Here is a 15,289-nt window from a genome sequence, read left to right as displayed (position 1 = left end):
TCCTCCGTCGTGTCTATGACAGCCGCTCCTCGATCATCGCGACCCGCTCCCGCACCGTGCCGGGCGGGATCTCGAGCAGATCGTAGCCGTGCTCCCGGTACACCTCCTCGTGAATTCCGGCGAAGACCAGCGACTGCTGGTAGGTGATGCGCCGGGCCGCGGTCGGGGTCACGAACCCGATCGGCTGGATGAGGAACACCAGCCGCTGGTACACCTGCCGCTCCTGGACCCGCCGCACCTCCGCGTCGAGCGCCGGGGTGGGCTCGACGACGGCGAACCTCGCGAGATACCTCGCGAGGGCGAGCGTGCACAGCGGCGAGCGGTCGAAGAGCTGCACCGGTGTGTCGCCGGCCTGCTCCTGCCGGTGCCGCTGCAGGTGTACGACCAGGTCGAGGAACTCCTCGTGGCGCTCGTGCGGCCGCTCATGCGGTGACGCGGCGATCACGTCGGTCGCCGCCTCGTCGACGACGTGGTGCCCCCGGGCACGCAACGCCAGCGCCACGGTGGTCTTCCCGGCGCCGGGTGCCCCGGTCAGAATGTACCGACGGACATCCATTGACTTCACTCCATTCGTACACTTATATGCGTCTATGCGAAGACTGATGCGCCTGCTCAGTGCGGCGCTACTGATGGTGTTCTCAACGGCCGGAGCGCTGATCGTCACGGCAGTTCCGGCACACGCCGACGCCTGCTACACGTGGAGCGGCACGCTGGCCCAGGGATCGTCGGGAGAAGGGGTCCGGCAGCTGCAGATCCGCGTCGCCGGTTACCCCGGCTCGGGCGCGGTCCTCGGACTCGACGGCGTCTACGGGCCCGCGACGAAGTCAGCGGTGGCCCGGTTCCAAGCAGCATACGGCCTCACCGCCGACGGCATCGCCGGACCCGCCACGTTCGCCAAGCTGTACGCCCTCCAGGACGACGACTGCACGCCCGTGAGCTTCAGCTATGCCGAGCTGAACAACTGCAACAGCACGTGGGCCGGCGGCAACGTCTCCGCCGCGACCGCCAAGGCCAACGCCCTGGTCACGATGTGGAAGCTCCAGGCGCTCCGGCACGCCCTCGGCGACCAGCCGATCCGCGTCACCAGCGGCTTCCGCAGCGCCGCGTGCAACAACGCCGTCGGCGGCGCCTCGTCCAGCCGCCACCTCTACGGCGACGCCGCCGATCTCGGCGCCGGCCCGCACTCCCTGTGCACCCTCGCCCAGGCTGCCCGCAACCACGGCTTCGCCGGCATCCTCGGCCCCGGGTACCCCGACCACAACGACCACACCCACGTCGACGGCCGCCCGAGCCGCTTCTGGTCCGCCCCCAACTGCGGCGTCGCCAGCCTCACCGGCGGCCTCGACCCACTGCGCGACAACTGACCCACTGCCCACTGCCAGGCCTGACCGCCCGCCGGCACACACCACCGGCGGGCGGTCACCGTCAGCCGTTGCTCCGCCCCACCGCTGTCGCGGCGGGTCCCGGCGGGGATTCCCACCGGCGGAAGTGGGTAGTCGTCCAGTCATGGGCCAGCAGGTGAAGAACATCATGACCAGCGCACCACTCACCATCGACGTCGACGCCCCGATCACCGCCGCCGCGGAACTCATGCGCGACGCTGACATCGGCGCCCTCGTGGTCACCGCCACCAGCGGCGTCCGCGGCGTCCTGACCGACCGCGACGTCACCGTCCGCGTGGTCGCCACCGGCGCCGACCCGGCCACCACCGCCGTCGGCGACGTCGTCGCCCCCGACCTGGTCGCCGTCTCCCCACACGACGACGTGGACACCGCCACGGAGCTCATGCGCACCAACGCCCTCCGCCGCCTCCCAGTCCTCGACGGCGACAACCTCGTCGGCATCGTCTCCCTCGGCGACCTCGCCATCGACCGCGACCCCGCTTCACCCCTGGCCGACATCAGCTCCGAGGCCCCCAACAACTGACCCCCGTGCACCTTGCCGTGTCTGGCATCGAGAATTGGGTGCCTGCCGCAGGAGCTGCGCTCGTACTCTCGGATGGTGAGCGATAGCAATGACTATGTGAGGTTGCGAGAGAACTTCAACGCGGACGCTGCCCGATATGACCGTGCCCGCCCTCGGTACCCGGTGCAGATGTTTGATGATCTCGCTGCGGCCGGGGTAGCGCCTGGGGCAAGAGTGCTGGAGATCGGCTGTGGCACCGGGCAGGCGACCGTGCCGTTGGCCGAGCGGGGCTACCGCATCGTGGCTGTCGAGTTGGGCGCGGACCTGGCGGCTGTGGCCCGGCGAAATCTTGCCGCGTTCGACGCGGTGGAGGTCGTTACGGGGGCATTCGAGGATTGGTCCTTGCCCGGTGAACCGTTCGACGTGGTGTTCTCCGCTACCGCGTTTCACTGGATCGACCCCGCGGTGCGGGTGTCGAAGTCTGCTGACGCTTTGCGTCTCGGTGGCCTGCTGGGCACCGTCGCAACCCACCACATCGCTGGCGGCACCTGGACCGAGGCATTCTTCGTTGAGATCCAGAAGTGCTACGAGCGCTTCGATCCGTCGACCCCACCGGGCCTGCGTCTTGACACTGCTCGTGACATCGTCGAAGACGATCGGGAGCTCACCTCGTCGGGGCGATTCGGTCCTGCGACGTTCTACCGATACGAGTGGGAGCTGGCGTACTCCACAGCTGACTACCTGGATCTGCTGTTGACCTACTCCGGACACCGTGCCTTGCCGGACGTGCAGCGGAACGGCTTGCTGAACTCCATCGCGCGGCTGATCGACGTGGACTACGGGGGTCAAGTTGTCAAGCGGTACCTGACTGAGCTGAGGATCGCCCAACGAGTCCGGTGAATCGCTTCGACCAGTGGCGGTTGTACTCAGCAGAGCGCCCGTCTCCCCGCCGGGGAGCTGATTGAAGGGCAACAATGGCGCCCCGTGCAGGTCGGCTGCACGGGCGCCCGAGATTCTGTGCGAGGTGCTGGCGAAGCAGTCGGCTTTGCGGTAGGCGGCGCTGAGGGTGCGCTGCAGGATTTCGCCGTAATAGCGGGTGCTGGCGGCGTGTTTGTGGCCGAGCCATTGCTGCAGGTCTGCGAGGGTGAGCGGCTCGCGTGCGTTGAGCAGTTGGGTGGCGATGGTGGCGCGAGCGCGGTCGCTGGTGAGCGCCCCGCGGGAGTCGGATTCGGGAATGCTGGCCTTGCTGCAGAGCGCCGGGATGATCCGGTCGTTGAGGTAGGCCTTGCCGATGAGCTGTCCGCGCCAGGCGTCGATGAGCTGTCCGACGACGGGGTCGACCGGTTTGGTGAAAGGGCCGGAGGTCTTGTTCGCCGGGATTCGTAGCAGGCAGCTGGTGAACTGTTCGCCGGTGTCCGGGTCCGTGCCGGGCTGGGCTGCTGTAGGGCTTGAGGTCCTCGCTGTTGAGGGTGGCCCGGCGGCCATGATCTCGGCTCAGGACGCGTCGTCGATGATCCGCGGGTTGGGTCTCATCTGGGCGCGCAGCGAGATGGGCAGGGTGAGCACCCGGCGGGGGTCGAACTTCGCCTCGATCCACTCGAAGTCGATGAGGTCGCAGAAGAAGCCGCGGATGCTGTCGATGCGGTTGGCCATCCCGGACAGCCATCGGTGGGCATGTTCATGCCCACCCACCAGGGGAAACTTGTCCCAAGGAATCTCGATCATGGTCGAGAACAGTAGGCATGCCAGATTCCAAATAAGTCAGAGGCGGCAGCACCTGCCGGTCGCGGTGGCGAGCGCCCACGCCGGCCGATCGGGCGCGGACACGGCTCGCACAACGATCGTGGCGGCCGCTGAGGGTCGAGGAGATCCTCGGCGTGGCGGTGGATGACGCGGAGTTCTGCGGCGAGGTGGAGAGGTCGTGGATGCCTGCGGTGGGTGTGAAGTGCAGGTGGGGCGCATGCCGAGGGACGCGTTGAAGGTCGTCGAGTCAGGCGGCGGGATGTGACGGTCGTGGCGGGCTGTGGCGGGCTGGTGAACGACGTGGAGGCGAAGGTCGTGGGGTCCGTGGCGGGGCGGCGAACGACGTGGGGATGAAGGTCGGGGAGGCTCACGGTGTTTGGGTGTCGAAGGGCGGAGGATCTGCAGCGAGGTGAAGGTCGTGGGGCCTGTTGGCCGGGTGGGCGAACGACGTGGGGATGAAGGTCGTAGGAGATCCTCGGCGTGGCGGTGGATGACGCGGAGTTCTGCGGCGAGGTGGAGAGGTCGTGGATGCCTGCGGTGGGTGTGAAGTGCAAGTGGGGCGCATGCCGAGGGACGCGTTGAAGGTCGTCGAGTCAGGCAGCGGGATGTGACGGTCGTGGCGGGCTGTGGCGGGCTGGTGAACGACGTGGAGACGAAGGTCGTGGGGTCCGTGGCGGGGCGGCGAACGACGTGGGGATGAAGGTCGGGGAGGCTCACGGTGTCTGGGTGTTGAGAGGCGGGGATCTGCAGCGAGGTGAAGGCCGTCGAGGCGGGCGGCGGGATGTGAAGGACACGGAGGCCTCCTCGGGGCTGAAGGTGGCTGGGGTGTCCGTTGACGAAACCAGTGCAGCCGCGCCGCAGCGGGCCGGTCGGGGGCGGCAGTGGTTGTGGCTGTATGGGGTGTCGGACGGGCTGAGGGGGCTCGGTCGGCCTCAGGTGGTCGGTGATCGCATGCGTCGCCAGGTGCAGCGCCCTGGGACCTGAACTCGCCCCCGCCAGTGGCATGGGTGCGGAGGGGACGACGAGGTAGTTGGGGGTGGTGGGCAGGGCGGCGCTGGACGTGGTTGCGCGTAGGTCGGGCTGGACCTGGAGCGGGCGGGGCTGAGGGGCCGGTCCGGTGTCAGGTGGTCGGTGGGGTACGCAGGGGGGACGAGGTAGTTGAGGGGTGGTGGGCAGGGCGGTGGTGAGCGTGGTTGTGCGTAGGTCAGGCTGGGACTGGAGCTGGGCGGGATCGAGAGGGCGGGCGGTGTCAGGTGGTCGGTGGGTGCGCAGGGGGGCGACGAGGTAGTTGAGGGTGGTGGGCAGCGCGGTGGTGGACGTGGTTGTGCGTAGGTCGGGCTGGGACTGGGGCCGGGCGGGGTCGAGGGGGCGGGCGGTGTCAGGTGGTCGGTGGGGTGCGGAGGGGGACGACGAGGTAGTTGAGGGTGGTGGTGGGCAGGGCGGCGGTGAACGCGGTCGCGCGCAGGTCGGGCTGGAACTGGAGCCGCACGGGGTGGTGGGGGAACGCGCGCAGGGCGTCCAAGAGGAGGCGGGCCTGGAACGAGCGGACGACGTGGGTGCCGTCGGTGGTGGCCTTGAGGGTTTGCTCGGACTCGCCGGTGAGGGGGTCGTCGGCGTGGACCAGGAGGGCGCCCTCGATCGGTTGGAGGGTGACGCGGCCGTGGGGGCCACCGAAGGCAGTGGCGCGGTCGACCGCCTGGGCGAGGGTGTCGGCGTCGGTCTCGACGGTGCAGATGGCGGAGATGTCGAGGAGGCGGGACATCTGGGCGTCGGGGTAACCGGTGCCGAGGGTCGGGGTGGTGAGGCTGCCGCCGTCCCAGGACAGGGCGAACAGGTCGTCGTCCGTGTGGACGTGGATGGTCTCCTCGCGGGACAGGTGCTGCGCGGCGCGGGCCAGCACGGCTGCGGGCACGAGTGCCTCGACCCCGGCGCGGACGGTCGCAGTCTCGCGGGCGACGGTGTCGGTTGCCGGCGCGGGGGCGGGGTGCCAGGGGATCGCGGCGGCGGCCAGGCGGAAGCGGTCGGTGGCCAGGAGCGACAGGGTGCTGGTGTGGGCGCGGAGGCGGACGCCGGTGAAGAGGGGCAGGGCGTGCTCGCGGGAGGCGGCGCCGGCCACCGGGACGGCGGCGGTGCGGAGGTCGTCGCCGGTGACGGTGCCGTGGGCAGGGGGCAGGTGGACCGGCGGGGGTGTGGCGTCGGGGAGGCTGGGCAGCGCGAACCGGGCGCCCGGGACGCGGATCGACAGGCGGCCGCCCTGGACGGTGAGACGGGCGTCGGCGGCGTCGAGGGACGTGAGGGTGTCGGCGACGGCCCGGCGGGGGACGACCACCTCGCCGGGGGTGTGGACGGTCGCGGGAGTGTGGAGGTGGACGACCACCTCGCCGTCGGTGGCGACCAGGTGCAGGCCGGCGTCGTCGGCGCGCAGCAGCACGCCCGCGTGGGACGGCTGAAGAGAGCGGCCGGTCAGCATGCGCAGCAGAAACGACGCGGCTGCGGCGAGCCGGGAAACAGATGCGGTCACGTCCATGCCTGCGAACCTACGCCGAGGGTATGACAAAAACCGGAGCCGGCGAGAGCACGCAGCCCTCACCCGATCGCGGTATAAAACCGACCAATGCCGCATATCATGATCGCGTGGCGATGACCGCTGTCACGGAAGCGCCGCCGGGGCTGTCGCTGGTCTTCGGCGTCGGTGACCTGTTGTGCGCACTGCCCCTGCGTGAGGTGGTGGAGACGATCCGGCCGCTGCCGGTGCAGCCGCTGGCTGGCACGGCCGACGTGCTGCTCGGGGTCAGCGTGATCCGCGGCCTCGCGGTGCCCGTCGTCGACACGGCGCGGCTCCTCGGCGCGGCGGCGGAGCGGCCCAGCAGGTTCGTGACGACGCGCACCGGAAGCGGGCCGCTCGCGTACGCCACCGGGCCGGTCCGCGGGGTGCTGCCGGTCGAGCCGGACGCCGACCGGCCGCCACCGCCGATGCTCGCCGCCTCGGCGACCAGGATCGTCGCGGCCGTCGGCGTCCTGGATGCCCGGCCCCTGCTGTTCCTGAGCAGCGAATGGCCGTTGACAAGCACAAGAACAAGAACAAGAACAAGCGCAAGCGCAAGCACAGAGCACGACGAGTGGCCGGTGCACGATGGAACGTGACGAGGACGTCGCGCGGCTGCGCGAGCTGCTGTCGATCCGGCTCGGGCTGACGTTCGACGACAAGCGGGACCCCCAGCTCGCCGCGACCCTGCGGGCGCGCGCCGGCCAGCACGGCCTGTCCGGCCGGGGCTACCTCGACCGGCTCGGCACCGCCTGGAACAACGAGCTCGCCGCCCTCGCCGAGGCCGTGACCGTCAACGAGACCTACTTCTTCCGCAACATCGAGCAGTTCAACGTCCTGGCGGAGGTGGTGCTGCCCGCGCGCGTCCGGGTCAGGGCCACCCAGCGATGCCTGCGGCTGCTGTCGGTGGGCTGCTCGACGGGCGAGGAGGCGTACACGCTCGCGATGGTCGCCGCCGGACGCGTCGAGCCGTCGTGGGACGTGTCGATCGTCGGGCTCGACGTCAACCGGGCCGCCCTGCGCGTCGCCGCCGCCGGGCGGTACTCGCAGTGGTCGCTGCGGGAGACCCCGGACGCCATGCAGCAGCGATGGTTCCGGGCCGCCGCCGACGGGGTCGAGATCGACGAGCGGCTCCGCGGGCGCGTGCGGTTCCTGGAGTACAACGCCGTCAACGACGACCCGGTGCTGTTCGCGCCCGACACGTACGACGTCGTCTTCTGCCGCAACCTGCTGATGTACCTGACGCCGAGGACGGTCGCGGCGGCGGTCGCCCGGATCACGCGGGCCCTGGCGCCGGGCGGCTATCTCTTCCTGGGGCACACCGACACGCTCGGCAGCAAGCCGCCCGCCCTCGCGGTGCAGCACACCCACAACACGTTCTACTACCAGAAGGTCGTACAGCAGGCGCAGAACGCACACCGGGTGCGGCCGGCACCTCAGGAGGACGGCAAGGCGAAGGCGCTGCATCTCGTGCAGCAGGAGCGGTTCGGTGAGGCCCTCGCGGCGCTCGACGCGATCGACACCGCCGCGGCCGACCGGCCCGACGTGCTGCTCCTGCGCGGCGCCGTCCTCGCCCATCTCGGGCACACCGGGCGGGCCGCCGCGGTCTGCCACCGCCTGCTGGACCGTGACGCCCTCAATCCCGACGCGCACCACCTGCTCGCCGAGTGCCGGGAGGGCGACGGCGACACGGACGGGGCGCTGGAGCACCACCGGATGGCCGCCCACCTCGACGCCGAGTTCGCGATGCCGCGGCTGCGGATGGGGCTGCTCGCCCGGCGCGGCGGCGACCGGCAGACCGCAGAACGCGAACTGGGCCGGGCCGCGGCCCTGCTGCGGCACGAGAAGGAGGAGCGCGTCCTGCTCTTCGGCGGCGGGTTCGGCCGCGGCGCCCTGATCGCACTCTGCCACGCCGAAACGGCCGCACCGCGATGACGCCCGCGGAACGGGCCGCGGACCGAAGCCGACCGCCGCGGGACACGCGATGAAGACCAAGACCCTCGACCTGACGCAGCGCCTCGCCGAGCTGCGCGAGTCGTTCGACCGCTCCTTCACCGAACCGCACCGCGAGCAGGTCACCGGCTTCGACGACCTCCTCGCGATCCGGGTCGGCGGCCACCGGTACGCGCTGCGCCTCACCCAGGCCGCCGGCCTCTTCCCGGACCGCCCGGTGACGCGCCTGCCCGGCCCCCAGCCGTCACTGCTCGGCGTCGCCAGCTTCCGGGGCTCGATCGTGCCGGTCTACGACCTCGGGGGCGTGTTCGGCCACCCGGCCACCGCCGACCGGCGCTGGCTGGTCCTGGTCGCCGGCGAGCCACCGGTGGCGCTCGCGTTCGAGGACCTCGACGGCCACCTGCGCGTCCCGCGCGACCTGATCGTGGAGGAGTCGGCGGGCCACGGCCCGCGCGGCTGCCTGCGCGGGATCGTGCCGATGGACGGCGGCGCCCGGCCGATCGTCGATGTCCCGGCGGTACGGGCGGCGATCCAGACACTGACGGGAGCCGCACGGGACGCGGTGACAGCGGGGGACGGGGAACGATGAACCGGAGATGGACGTTCGGCCGCAGGCTCGCCGCGGGCTTCGCGGTCGTCGTGCTGCTCACGATGATCACCGGCGCGGTCACGGTCGCCGCGCTGGACACGGTCGTCGGCGGCAAGGACCACGTCATCGACATCGGCGTGCAGGGCCTGGTCGAGGCGCAGCAGCTGCGGGTGTCGGTGGAGGCGAAGAGCAGCGCGTCCCGCGGGTACCTGCTGACCGGCGACGAACGGTTCCGCACCCAGATCACCGAGGCCCGCGCACTGTTCGCCCAGGCGGTCCAGCGGCTGCGCGAGGTGACGGACTCGCAGCGCGAGCGGGACCTGCTCGACGCCTCCGTCCAGGCCGAGCAGAACCACCAGGCGGCGCTGGAGGCGGTGCTGGCGCTGCGGCGGGACGCCGCCTCGGCAGAGCGGATCGGCAAGGAGTTCGACGACACGGTGGCGCCGCAGCGCGAGGCGCTCAACCAGCACATCGACGCGCTCGGCGGGCTGCTGCGCCAGGACCTGACGGACCAGCGGGACGGCGCGTCGAGCAAGGCGCGGGTGGCGACCTTCGTCGTGATCGGCATCGCGCTGCTCGCGCTGGTGTTCGGCGTGCTGGTGGCGGTGCTGCTGATCCGGTCACTGGGCAAGCAGGTCGCCAGCACGGTCGGGCACATCCAGAGCTCCTCGGCCCAGCTGGAGGCCGCCGCCAGCCAGCAGGCGAACGGCGCCCGCGAGCAGGCGACCGCGATGAGCGAGATCAACACGACGATCGAGGAGCTGCTGATCACGTCGCGGCAGATCGCCGAGGGCTCGCAGCGGGTCGCGAAGATCGCCGAGGAGACCGCGGGCGCGGCCAACTCCGGCGACGCGACCATCGAGCAGGCCCGCGAGTCGATCACCGCGATCCGCCGCCAGGTCGACCTGATCGTGCAGCACATGCTGGAGCTCGGGCAGCGCTCGCAGCAGATCGGCGGCGTCGTCGACCTGGTGTCGGAGCTCGCCGAGCAGACCAACATCCTGGCCATCAACGCGACCATCGAGGCGTCCGGGGCGGGGGAGTGGGGCCGCCGGTTCGCGGTCGTCGCCGACGAGATCCGCAAGCTCGCCGACCGCACCGCCGGCTCCGCCAAGGAGATCCGCGCGCTCATCGAGGACGTCCGCGGCGCGGTGAACACGACGGTCATGGCGACCGAGACCGGCGCGAAGGCCGTCGACGCCGGCACCCGGCAGTTCGGCGCGGTCACCGCGTCGTTCCAGCAGATCGCCGACCTGGTCGCGACGACGACCGAGTCGGCGCGGGAGATCGAGCTGTCCACCAAGCAGCAGACGACCGCGGTCGAGCAGGTCAACGTCGCGGTCACCGACACCGCCCGGGTCACCCAGGAGAGCGAGTCCAGCGCCGTGCAGACCAGACAGACCGCGACCCATCTCGCCGGGCTCTCCACCGAGCTGCTGCGGCTGGTCGCCGCGGGCGCCGACCGGCATTGAGCGCCCCGTCGCCCGCGGTGGCCAAGGATCCGCTGCGGTACTTCCGGATCGAGGCGCAGGAGCTCGTCGGGCAGCTCGCCCAGGGGGTCCTGGAGCTCACCCGCGACAGCGCGGACCGGGAGCCCGTCGCCAGGCTGCTGCGGCACGCGCACACGCTCAAGGGCGCGGCGCGGGTGGTGCGGCAGAAGGAGATCGCCGACGCCGCGCACGCCCTCGAGGAGCTGCTCGTCCCGCACCGCGACGGCGCCGCGCCGGTCCCGCCGGAGACGGTCGGCGCGCTGCTCACCCTGACCGACCAGATGACCGTCCTGGCCGGCGTTCTGCAACAGCCGGACAAGAAGGAAGAAAAGCCCGAAAAGCCAGAAAAGCCAGAGCCTCAAGCCGCTCCTGTACGCCGTGACAGCGCGGACATCGATGAACTGCTCGACGCGGTCGGCGAGGCCCATGCCCGGTTCGCGCCGCTGCGCCGCCAGGTCGCGACCGTCGAGCGGGCGCGCCGGGCCGCCGAGGCGATCACGGAGCAGCTGCGGATCCGCGCCGCCCAGCACGACGGCGCCGACGGCCGGACGGGCGCCATGGCGACCCGCCTGGCCGCCGACCTGACGGCGCTCGGCCGGCAGCTCACGGAGACCGTCGAGCAGGTGGAGCGCGAGCTCGACGACATCCGCGGCCGCGCCGAAGGGCTCCGCCTGGTGCCGGTCGCGGCGGTGCTGACCACGCTGCACCGGGCCGCGTACGACGCCGCCGCCGCCGAGGGCAAGAAGGTCGTCTTCGACAGCCGCGGCGGCGACCTGCGGCTCGACCCGCACGTGCTGAGCCTGGCGTCCGGCGCGCTGCTGCACGTGGTCCGCAACGCCGTGTCGCACGGGGTGGAGACCGAGGCGGAGCGGCGCACCGCCGGCAAGCCGCCCGCCGGGCACGTGACCGTGGAGGTCCGCCGCCGCGGCACGAACGCCGCGTTCCGCTGCACCGACGACGGCCGCGGCTTCGACCTGGCCGCCGTGCGGCGCCAGGCGGAGGCGCAGGGCTTCGTGGCCGGCGGCTCCGGGACGGCCGAGCAGGACGTGCGGGAGCTGATGCGGCTGCTCATGCACGGCGGGATCAGCACCGCCGGCGAGGTCACCGGCATCTCCGGGCGCGGCATCGGCCTCGACGCCGTCCGTGACGTCGCCGAGCAGCTCGGCGGCGAGGTCGACGTCAGCACCGAGCCCGGCCGCGGCACCACCGTGGAGCTGGTCGTGCCGCTGTCGCTGGTGTCGCTGTCGGGGCTCGTCGTCGAGGCGGCCGGGACCCTCGCGTCGCTGCCGCTGGACGCGGTGCGCACCTGCGTCCTGCTGAGCGCCGTCGAGGTCGCCGCCGCCGCGGCGGCCGGCGCGATGGCCCACGAGGGGCAGGTCATCGCCTTCCTGCCCCTCGCGCGCGTGCTGACCCCGGGCGGAGATCCACCGGCGCAGCCGCAGGGCGACGGCGGCGCGGTCGGCGTCATCATCGCCGCCGCCGGCCGGGTCCTCGCGGTGGGCGTCGACCGGCTGCTCGGCACGTCGGCGCTGGTCGTGCGGCCACTGCCGGAGCTCGCGCCGGCCGGCGCGGTCGTCAACGGCCTGTCCATCGACGCCGAGGGCAACCCACGGATCGTGCTCGACCCGCACGGCCTCGTCGCCGCCGCCGACGGCGAGAAGCCCGCCGACCCGCTCACCCGGGAGGCCGGCGCCGCCGGGCGCACCGACCCGGTCCTCGTCGTCGACGACTCCCTCACCACCAGGATGCTGGAGCGCAGCATCCTCGAGTCGGCGGGCTACGAGGTCGAGCTCGCAGCCTCCGCCGAGGAGGCCCTCGAGCGCGTCAAGCTGCGGCGGTACGCCCTGTTCCTCGTCGACATCGACATGCCGGGCATGGACGGGTTCACGTTCGTTGCCCTGACCCGCGAGGACCCGGTGCTGCGCGAGACGCCCGCGATCCTCGTCAGCTCGCGCGCGTCCGCGGAGGACCGCCGCCGCGGCGCCGAGGCCGGCGCCAGCGCGTACATGGTGAAGTCGGAGTTCAACCAGGAGGAGCTGCTCGGCCACATCCGCGACCTGGTGGGGAACCCGTGATCAAGGTACTGGTGGTCGAGGACTCCGCGACGGTGCGGCAGTGCCTGCGCGAGGCGCTCACCGAGCGGCACGGCTTCGACGTCGTCGGGGAGGCCGTCGACGGCGCGCAGGCCGTCGAGCTGTGCCGGCGGCTGCGGCCCGACGTCATCACGATGGACGTGGTCCTGCCCGTGATGAACGGCCTCGCCGCCACCGAGCGGATCATGGCGAGCCAGCCGACGCCGATCCTCGTGGTGTGCTCGGCCTCCCGGCAGGAGCTGTTCACCACGTACGACGCGCTCGCCGCGGGAGCGGTCGACGTGCTGGAGAAGCCGCGCGGCGACGCCTCCGACGACACGTGGGGCGCGCGGCTGCGCACCGCGGTCAAGGTCGTGTCGCGCATCCGGGTCGTGACGCGGCACCGCCCCCCGGGAGCGGCCGCACCCGTGCAGGCGGCCATCCGTACACCCCGGATGCCCAGGAGACTCGTCGCGGTCGGCGCCTCGACGGGCGGCCCCGGCGCCATCGTCACGTTGCTGCGCGGCATCCCGAGGGGCTTCTCGGTGCCGCTGCTGTACGTGCAGCACCTCGCCACCAACGAGACGTTCGCGCAGGCCTTTACCGGGTGGCTCGCCGAGCAGACCGGCCACGTCGTGCGGTACGCCCGCGGCGGGGAGAGCCTCGAGTCCGTCGCCGGGCAGGTCGTGATGGCGCCGCCGGACCGGCACCTGACCGTCCGCGGCGGGCACCTGCACCTGAACTCGGGGCCGCCCCGGCACTCGTGCCGCCCGTCCGTCGACGTGCTCTTCGAGTCCGTCGCCGCCGAGGTCGGCGCGGGCGCCACCGGCGTGCTGCTCACCGGCATGGGCCGCGACGGCGCCGAAGGCCTGCTCGCGATGCGCCGCTCCGGCGCGCACACCTACGCGCAGGACCAGGGCAGCTGCGTCGTCTACGGCATGCCGAAGGAGGCCGCGGCGCTGCACGCCGCGGTGGAGATCCTGCCGCCGGACCTGATCGCGGCCGGGCTGACGGAGAAGGTCGGATGGCGAGCACCGTCCTGATCGTCGACGACAGCCTGACCGTCCGGATGGACCTCCATGAGGCGTTCGAGGAGGGCGGCTTCCGCACCGTGCTGTGCGCCAACGGTGCCGACGCGCTCGCCGCGTTCGAGGCCGAGCAGTTCGACGTCGCGCTCTTCGACGTGCTGCTGCCGGACGCCGACGGGGTCGAGCTGCTGCGGGCGCTGCGGGCCCATCCCGGCCACGCCGGGGTGGTGGCGCTGCTGCTGTCCAGCGAGGCGGAGGTCAGCGACCGCCTCCGGGGCCTGCGCCACGGCGCCGACGACTACGTCGGCAAGCCCTACGACGCGCACGCGGTCGTGGCCCGCAGCCGGGAGCTGCTGCGGCGCGGCGCCGAGCCACCCGCCCAGCCGTCGGTGCTGGTCATCGACGACAGCCTCACGTTCCGCGAGGAGCTGCGGCACCTGCTCGCCGGCGCAGGCTACGAGGTCCTCGCCGCCGCCAGCGGCGAGGAGGGGCTGCGGGTCGCGGCGGCCAGCCCGCCGAGCGCGATCATCGTCGACGGGGTGCTGCCCGGGATCGACGGCGCGACCGTCATCCGCCGGGTCCGGCTCGACGCGACGCTGCGCAACGTGCCGTGCCTGCTGCTGACCGCCGCCGACGACTACGCGACCGAGCTGCAGATCCTCGACGCCGGCGCGGACGCGTTCGTGCGCAAGCAGGAGAGCCTGGCGGTGGTCCTCGCCAAGCTCGCCGCCGTGCTGCGCAAGAGCACCGTCACCCCGTTGCCGCCGGACAGCCCGTTCAACGGCCAGGTCAAGGTGCTGCTCGTCGACCCCGACCGCGGGTTCCTGGACCACGCCGCGGACCTGCTGCGGGAGGAGGGCTACGAGCCGGTCGCCGCGCCCGACGCCGACGACGCCCTCGCCATGCTCGCCGTGCAACCGGCCGGGTGCGTGGTCCTGGCGGTCGACGGGCCGGGCGCCACGACCGCGGGCCTGGAGCTGTGCACCCGGATCCGGTCGGTGCCGGGGCTGCGTGACATGCCGGTCATCGGCCTGGGCGCCGGCGACGCGCTGCTGGACTGCCTCGCCGCCGGCGCCGACGACTACGTGCGCCGCGCCGACGGCCCCAACACGCTGCGCGCCCACATCCGCGCGCACATCCGCCGGCAGCAGCTGCACGAGCAGAACCGGCGGATCCGCGACGAGCTGGTGCGCCGGGAGCTGGAGGCGGCGCACGAGCGGGCCGCCCGGCAGGTCGCGGAGGCCCGCGCCGAGCTCGTCGAGGAGCTCGAGTGGCGCAACCGGGAGCTGGAGGCCTTCAGCGGCTCCGTCTCGCACGACCTGCGCTCGCCGCTGCAGACGATCATCAGCTTCAGCGAGCTGCTGCTGGAGGAGCAGACCGGCGGGGAGCCCACCGACCTCGCCCTGCGCATCCACCGGGCGGCCCAGCGGATGAACGCGCTCATCGACGCGCTGCTGCAGCTCGCCTCCGCCAACCGCGGCCAGATCCAGCGCGCCGAGGTCGACCTGACCGCGCTCGCCACCGACGTCGTGGACGAGCTGCGCCAGCGCGACCCGGACCGGGAGGTGGAGGTGACCGTCGCGCCCGGGATGCGGGCCTCCTGCGACGGCGAGCTGGTCCGCGCCGTCCTGATCAACCTGGTCGGCAACGCGTGGAAGTTCACCGGCCGCACCGCGTCCCCGCGGATCGAGATCGGCTGCTCGCCGCCGGCGTTCCACGTCCGCGACAACGGCGCCGGCTTCCCCGCCGAACGCGCCGACCAGCTCTTCCGCCCCTTCGGCCGGCTGCACGACAGCAGCGACTTCCCCGGCACCGGCATCGGCCTGACCACCGTCCAGCGCATCGTCGACCGCCACGGCGGCCGGGTCTGGGCGCAGAGCGAGCCGGGCCGCGGCGCGACGTTCTCCTTCACGCTCCCCGACGCCTGAGCTACCTGGCGTCGCCGCAGAACCTTCCGGGCGGCT

Annotated in this window: 13 protein-coding genes; 10 read left to right on the top strand and 3 right to left on the bottom strand. The window is 72.4% G+C overall.

All coding sequences use genetic code 11. The features are described from left to right. Nucleotides 1-13 precede the first annotated feature (13 nt). On the bottom strand, nt 14-556 hold the full coding sequence (locus AB0I21_RS17230) for an AAA family ATPase (RefSeq protein WP_360562117.1): 543 nt from the start codon (nt 554-556) through the stop codon (nt 14-16). Between the two features lie 73 nt (nt 557-629). On the opposite strand from AB0I21_RS17230, the gene AB0I21_RS17225 reads away from it, so the two are divergent. The 3 genes from AB0I21_RS17225 (at nt 630) to AB0I21_RS17215 (ending at nt 2,805) form a co-directional block, all read left to right on the top strand. After that, complete coding sequence (locus tag AB0I21_RS17225; protein WP_360562245.1) at nt 630-1,364, top strand: D-Ala-D-Ala carboxypeptidase family metallohydrolase; 735 nt, start codon at nt 630-632, stop codon at nt 1,362-1,364. A 166-nt stretch (nt 1,365-1,530) separates the two neighbouring features. Next, entirely contained in the window at nt 1,531-1,926 is a 396-nt protein-coding gene (locus AB0I21_RS17220; protein WP_360562115.1) for a CBS domain-containing protein, read from the top strand. A 72-nt stretch (nt 1,927-1,998) separates the two neighbouring features. Next, on the top strand, nt 1,999-2,805 hold the full coding sequence (locus tag AB0I21_RS17215) for a class I SAM-dependent methyltransferase (RefSeq protein ID WP_360562113.1): 807 nt from the start codon (nt 1,999-2,001) through the stop codon (nt 2,803-2,805). 594 nt (nt 2,806-3,399) lie between these two features. Here AB0I21_RS17215 and AB0I21_RS17210 read toward each other — a convergent pair. Both AB0I21_RS17210 and AB0I21_RS17205 read right to left on the bottom strand, forming a co-directional pair. After that, entirely contained in the window at nt 3,400-3,630 is a 231-nt protein-coding gene (locus AB0I21_RS17210; protein ID WP_360562111.1) for a hypothetical protein, read from the bottom strand. A 1,396-nt stretch (nt 3,631-5,026) separates the two neighbouring features. Then, entirely contained in the window at nt 5,027-6,175 is a 1,149-nt protein-coding gene (locus tag AB0I21_RS17205; RefSeq protein ID WP_360562109.1) for a DNA polymerase III subunit beta, read from the bottom strand. A 23-nt stretch (nt 6,176-6,198) separates the two neighbouring features. Here AB0I21_RS17205 and AB0I21_RS17200 point away from each other — a divergent pair, with 23 nt between their 5' ends. Genes AB0I21_RS17200 through AB0I21_RS17170 form a run of 7 tightly spaced genes read left to right on the top strand, consistent with a single transcriptional unit; the run spans nt 6,199 to nt 15,253 of the window. Beyond that, nucleotides 6,199-6,792 carry a chemotaxis protein CheW gene (locus AB0I21_RS17200; protein WP_360562107.1) on the top strand — a complete coding sequence of 198 codons (594 nt, stop codon included), beginning with the start codon at nt 6,199-6,201 and terminating at the stop codon, nt 6,790-6,792. Further along, nucleotides 6,782-8,128 (top strand): CheR family methyltransferase, encoded by a 1,347-nt coding sequence (locus AB0I21_RS17195; RefSeq protein WP_360562105.1) that lies wholly within the window; start codon nt 6,782-6,784, stop codon nt 8,126-8,128. The genes AB0I21_RS17200 and AB0I21_RS17195 overlap by 11 nt, the downstream gene beginning before the upstream one ends. Before the next feature lie 49 nt (nt 8,129-8,177). Beyond that, the gene (locus tag AB0I21_RS17190) at nt 8,178-8,735 is read left to right on the top strand and encodes a chemotaxis protein CheW (protein WP_360562103.1); all 558 of its coding nucleotides are present in this window, start codon (nt 8,178-8,180) and stop codon (nt 8,733-8,735) included. After that, nucleotides 8,732-10,207: a methyl-accepting chemotaxis protein gene (locus AB0I21_RS17185; protein ID WP_360562101.1), complete on the top strand. Its 1,476-nt coding sequence runs from the start codon at nt 8,732-8,734 to the stop codon at nt 10,205-10,207. Before AB0I21_RS17190 ends, AB0I21_RS17185 begins: the two co-directional genes overlap by 4 nt. Before the next feature lie 17 nt (nt 10,208-10,224). After that, nucleotides 10,225-12,300, top strand: coding sequence for a response regulator (locus tag AB0I21_RS17180; protein WP_360562099.1), 2,076 nt, complete (start codon nt 10,225-10,227; stop codon nt 12,298-12,300). Continuing rightward, nucleotides 12,297-13,340: a chemotaxis-specific protein-glutamate methyltransferase CheB gene (cheB, locus tag AB0I21_RS17175; RefSeq protein ID WP_360562097.1), complete on the top strand. Its 1,044-nt coding sequence runs from the start codon at nt 12,297-12,299 to the stop codon at nt 13,338-13,340. The genes AB0I21_RS17180 and cheB overlap by 4 nt, the downstream gene beginning before the upstream one ends. After that, entirely contained in the window at nt 13,322-15,253 is a 1,932-nt protein-coding gene (locus AB0I21_RS17170; protein WP_360562095.1) for a response regulator, read from the top strand. The genes cheB and AB0I21_RS17170 overlap by 19 nt, the downstream gene beginning before the upstream one ends. Nucleotides 15,254-15,289: the final 36 nt, after the last annotated feature.

This window comes from Dactylosporangium sp. NPDC050588 (assembly GCF_040654975.1).
GTDB lineage: Bacteria > Actinomycetota > Actinomycetes > Mycobacteriales > Micromonosporaceae > Dactylosporangium > Dactylosporangium maewongense.
Note: the sequence above shows the minus strand (reverse complement) of the source record. Positions and strands in the feature narration are given on the sequence as shown.

Excerpts from the sequence above, each read along its gene's own strand:
- AB0I21_RS17190 (WP_360562103.1), top strand. The coding sequence starts at position 8,178 with ATGAAGACCAAGACCCTCGACCTGACGCAGCGCCTCGCCGAGCTGCGC.
- AB0I21_RS17195 (WP_360562105.1), top strand. The coding sequence starts at position 6,782 with ATGGAACGTGACGAGGACGTCGCGCGGCTGCGCGAGCTGCTGTCGATC.
- AB0I21_RS17215 (WP_360562113.1), top strand. The coding sequence starts at position 1,999 with ATGGTGAGCGATAGCAATGACTATGTGAGGTTGCGAGAGAACTTCAAC.
- AB0I21_RS17210 (WP_360562111.1), bottom strand. The coding sequence starts at position 3,630 with ATGATCGAGATTCCTTGGGACAAGTTTCCCCTGGTGGGTGGGCATGAA.
- AB0I21_RS17200 (WP_360562107.1), top strand. The coding sequence starts at position 6,199 with ATGACAAAAACCGGAGCCGGCGAGAGCACGCAGCCCTCACCCGATCGC.
- AB0I21_RS17225 (WP_360562245.1), top strand. The coding sequence starts at position 630 with ATGGTGTTCTCAACGGCCGGAGCGCTGATCGTCACGGCAGTTCCGGCA.
- AB0I21_RS17230 (WP_360562117.1), bottom strand. The coding sequence starts at position 556 with ATGGATGTCCGTCGGTACATTCTGACCGGGGCACCCGGCGCCGGGAAG.
- AB0I21_RS17220 (WP_360562115.1), top strand. The coding sequence starts at position 1,531 with ATGACCAGCGCACCACTCACCATCGACGTCGACGCCCCGATCACCGCC.
- AB0I21_RS17205 (WP_360562109.1), bottom strand. The coding sequence starts at position 6,175 with ATGGACGTGACCGCATCTGTTTCCCGGCTCGCCGCAGCCGCGTCGTTT.
- AB0I21_RS17170 (WP_360562095.1), top strand. The coding sequence starts at position 13,322 with ATGGCGAGCACCGTCCTGATCGTCGACGACAGCCTGACCGTCCGGATG.
- AB0I21_RS17185 (WP_360562101.1), top strand. The coding sequence starts at position 8,732 with ATGAACCGGAGATGGACGTTCGGCCGCAGGCTCGCCGCGGGCTTCGCG.